This window comes from Faecalicoccus sp., from assembly GCF_036552745.1.
In the GTDB taxonomy this organism is placed as follows: domain Bacteria; phylum Bacillota_I; class Bacilli_A; order Erysipelotrichales; family Erysipelotrichaceae; genus Faecalicoccus.
The window spans coordinates 1-4,691 of the sequence record NZ_JAXKBY010000056.1 but is presented as its reverse complement, the minus strand read 5'-3'; the positions used below and the strand labels follow the sequence as shown (position 1 = coordinate 4,691).

5 protein-coding genes are annotated in these 4,691 nt (G+C 38.4%); 2 read left to right on the top strand and 3 right to left on the bottom strand.

Going from position 1 to position 4,691, the window contains the following annotated elements:
- Both U0M88_RS02860 and U0M88_RS02855 read left to right on the top strand, forming a co-directional pair.
- Nucleotides 1-565: Ig-like domain-containing protein (locus tag U0M88_RS02860; protein WP_331868842.1), on the top strand; the 565-nt coding region annotated here is incomplete at its 5' end.
- A gap of 20 nt (nucleotides 566-585) precedes the next feature.
- Entirely contained in the window at nucleotides 586-1,209 is a 624-nt protein-coding gene (locus U0M88_RS02855) for a LemA family protein (protein ID WP_331868841.1), read from the top strand.
- Between the two features lie 83 nt (nucleotides 1,210-1,292).
- Here U0M88_RS02855 and U0M88_RS02850 read toward each other — a convergent pair whose 3' ends face one another.
- From U0M88_RS02850 to U0M88_RS02840, 3 genes are all read right to left on the bottom strand, one after another.
- On the bottom strand, nucleotides 1,293-3,053 hold the full coding sequence (locus U0M88_RS02850; protein WP_331868840.1) for a DUF885 domain-containing protein: 1,761 nt from the start codon (nucleotides 3,051-3,053) through the stop codon (nucleotides 1,293-1,295).
- A 113-nt stretch (nucleotides 3,054-3,166) separates the two neighbouring features.
- The gene (locus U0M88_RS02845) at nucleotides 3,167-4,120 is read right to left on the bottom strand and encodes a sugar phosphate nucleotidyltransferase (protein ID WP_331868839.1); all 954 of its coding nucleotides are present in this window, start codon (nucleotides 4,118-4,120) and stop codon (nucleotides 3,167-3,169) included.
- Nucleotides 4,121-4,211: 91 nt separating this feature from the next.
- Nucleotides 4,212-4,580 carry a winged helix-turn-helix domain-containing protein gene (locus tag U0M88_RS02840; protein ID WP_331868838.1) on the bottom strand — a complete coding sequence of 123 codons (369 nt, stop codon included), beginning with the start codon at nucleotides 4,578-4,580 and terminating at the stop codon, nucleotides 4,212-4,214.
- Nucleotides 4,581-4,691: the final 111 nt, after the last annotated feature.

The window sequence follows — 4,691 nt, the reverse complement described above, 5'->3', positions numbered from 1 at the left end:
TACGCAAACTGTTCAACTCATCGAGGATCATCAAACCGGAACACCGGTTGAAGAAACCGAAGAGGAAGATGGTATCGAATGGATCATGCTGCTGCCGATCTTTGCAATCTTACTAGGCGCCATCTATTTATCTACACAAAGAAAGACAAGATCAGGTTCTACCTTATATATGGTTCCCGGGCAGAAAACGACCTTAAACATCAAAGGTTATGATTTTGAAGCCGAAAGCATTCTGGTATCCAGTCAGGATCCTAGTGTTGTCAGCGTACAACCTAACGGCGAAATTCAAGCTCATAAAACCGGAAAAACAAAGATTTTTCTTCAAAAGACCGGTTCTCTACAAAAAGATTATGTGTTGATCATTGTTTCCCGTAAAGATCATTCTTCTCGAAACAATGAAGATGAGCTTTTAGAAGCCCTGCTTTGGGGCAGTATCTTATCCGGTTCCAGACGAAGACATTATGGAGGCGGCTTTGGTAACGGCTTGGGATCCGGTGGTTTTGGCGGATTCTCCGGAGGCGGCGGTGGTTCAAGCCGTGGTGGTGGAGCCGGCGGAAGCTGGTAAAATATAGAAATGAGGTTATCATGAATACAAAGAAAAAAATCCCCGGATGGGGCATCGTACTAATCGTAATTGGTGTGGTTGTCGTACTGGCTGGTGCTTTATTGATCGGTCCTTACAACAATATGGTGACACTAGAAGAAAATGTGACAACCAGACAGGCAAATATTCAAAGCTCCCTACAATCTCGTTTGGATAAGATCAACGAGCTGATGCCAAGTGTACAAGGTGCCATGGATCATGAAAGCGAAGTCTATCAGGAGATTGCCGCACTGCGCAGCGGAACAAAGGGTATTTCCGTAGATAAAGACGGAAATATGACCATCGATTCCAGTGCTTCGACATCCGATCTGGAAAGTGCAGATGCCGCCAGTTCACAAATCATTCGTTACATTCACATTGCCATGGAAGCCTATCCAGAACTTGGCAGTACACAACTCATGTCCGATTTTATGACCAGTGTGGAAGGTATTGAAAATCGATTAAGTGTAGCTCGTGAAGAATACAACGAAGCGGTTCAAGAGTACAATACAACAATTCGAAAATTCCCAAATAATATCATTTCCGGCATGATGGGCTTTAATACGATGGATAAATATCAGGCATCCCAAGAGGCACAAAGCGCACCGGAAGTCAATTTTGATTAAAGAAAAGGCTGCTTATCTTGCACAAGCAGTCTTTTCTTCACTCTAGATCTTAGATTCAATTATATGCAAACACAGTCTTCTTTTTATGCTTTCCATGCTTTTGCCATATTCTCTTCAACTATAAAGAAAGGGGCCGGTCCACAATCCAACAAGATTGTATGAAACTCTTTTTCATTATAATCAGACTTTAACGTATTTTTAGCTCTTTCTTTTAAATCCATGATTTGTTCATAACCCGTATAGTATGGTTCAAAGGCACAAGGTGTATATAACAGCTGTTTGTATTGTTTCTCATCGATCGTAATGCCATAGTTTTCTTCAATCTCTTTTTGACATTTTTCCTGATCCCAATTGTAATAATGAATTCCAATATCAGCCAAGACCAATGCATCATAAATCACCAACATATATTCACTATAAGCTTTTAATTGTTTTGGTTTGATGCCTTTTAAATAGCGCAGGCTGTAGTGCTGTGCATACATCGCATAGCCTTCCTGATAAGCACTGCTGGCCAGGATAGACCAACGAAGTGGTTCACTGATATGTTCCTGTGCGTAGTTATATTGATACATATGTCCCGGCATACCTTCATGAGCAACCGTCATATATGTATCAATGGCTTTCATATTGTTGTTATTGGGATTGACACGCAGCTGTCCTTTTAGATCCCCATCAATCTCCGGAATTTGAAAATAAGCAGCCACTCCATTATCGCTGGCAACATCTTCTTCCATATCTTTGATTTCATACTCTAATGATCCCACCTTTGGAAAATCATCAAACATCTGATCTTGAATATCATCTAACATCTGTTCATAGCTTGTATAATTCGTAGAGGTAAAAAGAAAACTCATGTCTGAATCGGCATTCTCAATAAATGTCTGCAGATGCTCTTTACAAGCCGTATCCATCAAATCTTCCACTTCAATCACTTCCATATCAGAGCCTGTGTTATTCTTCATCAACAGTGAATAATATTCTTTTCCAACATCAAAGGAAGCAAGACCATTTGGATGATTATTACCGTTTTGTTTGAGATCCGACATCGCCGTTTTGATCAATTGATACGCCTGTAAATAAGAATCGGAAAATGCCTGTTCCAGCTCTTGTTTATAAGCTTTTGTTTGATTGCTATTCAAATCCAATGCATCGACTTGATCCTGTAATCCTTTTAAAACCGAACTCTCTACGCCCTTATCCAAAATCTTTTCACAATATGATAAGATCGAATCAAAATCTAAACACAGATATCCCTTTTCATTTTGAGTGTATGTATAATCTATAGCACTTTGCGTATAATCATCCACATCCTGTATCATCAAAATCAAATCTTTTAATTCTTGTTCACTATCAAAAGTCCAGTCCGCAAAGATAGTAGGAAACGATACATGAATCCCGGTCATCGGTGAAAATGCCGAAGCGATATAGTCAAATTTAGGATCACTAAATTCTTTTGAACATTCCATATTATAAGTAAAGATATCATAGGTATCTTGTTGTTGATCGGTTAACTGTTCATAATCAAATGCCTGTAGCTGATCAAGCGTTTCCTGAATCTCTTTTCGATCTTCCTCCATACTGGTGGTATCCATACGACCAAATGTCTTTTCTACCGTTTCAGTATCAATATCATAGGTCTCAGGATCTTTTAAATACGAATGAAGTGTATAATAATCCGATTCCAGTGTTTCCACTAATTGATCTTTTAGAAAGTCATTAAATTCTTCCTGGTATTCCGTCAATTCTTCTTCCGGCTCTTCTTTATAAGCTGCCTTATTCGATGATGAACAACCGCTCAACAACACGACAAAACAAAGTAATAAAATCCCAATCTTTTTTGGCATATTTTTATTGTCCTTTCTGATTCAAGTGTATCAGAAATCCTATGACTTCTCTACAATGTATAAGAAAAGCCTGGCCAAATCACGACAATTCAGCCAGGCTATTATTTAAACTATTATAGATCGGAATATAAATCAGTGGAGTACACGCCTTCTTCAATCAGCTTCTTAAAGCTTTTGACTACTTCCGGTTTATCTTCTTTATACGTGACTCCAAACCATTTATCATGGGTTTCCAAAACTTTTACCGTACATTTGTTTTCTCTGAGTAAGCTTCCAATTAAAGTCGGAAGTAAGTATTCTGCTTTTAATGGATTGTTGACCACATCTTCTTTAAAGAAAGTGATAAAATGTTTTTCTAGAACATCTAAGAAAGCAGGATCTTGTCCAACTTTAGCCGGAAAGCCCCAGAAGTTCATCGACACATAGGAATTGATATCAAGTTCTGTATCATTGGTTTTTGCTTTGAGTACACCATCTTCCACTACTTTTACGATGTTTGACGTTTCCACAACATCGATGACATGGGTATGTCCCTGTTCCACTTTGCAGACACCACGTGTGACTCCACCATTATCGGATAAGGTATTCTTTAAGATAAAGCCGGCCATCGCATAAGCAGTATCTTCATGATCCATAATTAACCAGTCATGTAGTTTCTGAAAGGCCTCTTTTCCATAATAGTCATCCGCATTGATCACCGCAAATGGCTCATGGATCAACTCCTTAGCTGCCAAGACAGCCTGCCCGGTTCCCCATGGTTTCGTTCTTTCACTTGGAAAACTAAAACCTGTTGGAATATCGTGAATATCCTGGAAGACATAGCCAACTTCTACATGCATCTTTTGGGCAATGGTTTCTACACGATTGCCGATTCTTTCTTTAAAGTCTTCTTCAATATCTTTTCGAATGACAAAGATGATCTTATTAAAACCGGCCTGTATCGCATCATGAATGGAATAATCCATGATGATCTCATCGTTGAATCCTACCGGTTCTAACTGTTTGATACCGCCGCCAAATCGACTTCCGATGCCGGCCGCCATGATCAATAATGTTGTGTTTCTCATAATTTGATTCCTTTCACTGCATAAAAAAAGAATATTCTTCAACCTCATTAAGAGTATATCGAAACATCCATCAAAACGCAAAAAATGATTTCTACTTTTTCGTTACACTAAAACTCCAGTAATAGCCCCGCTTCTGCATACGTCGAATATATTTTTCTTCGATGGGTGATTTACCCACCATCTTAGAAATACGGGAAGCATACACAATCAGTGATTCTCTTGTCACTTCATGATGATACATCCGTAACAAATCTAATAACTCAATATCCGAAATCACTTCTTTTTGATTTGATACCAGCATCTGTAAAATCAAGAATTCATGTTCATGCACATTTAATAACTTCTTATCTTTATATGCCAGTTTCTTTTCAAAATCGATCTTGATATCTCCCGATCGTATCGTCTTATTTTCAAAGGCTTTAAAGTTTTCAAAATGATCTTCATTGGAACTCAATGTCATTAAGTTAAGCTACAAGAAAAGTATTAACTTAAAAACAAAGTAAAGTAAAGCCTGGATTTTGATGAAGTCCAGGCTTTATGATCACTGGTATGATCGGAATCTGTCGTTTAC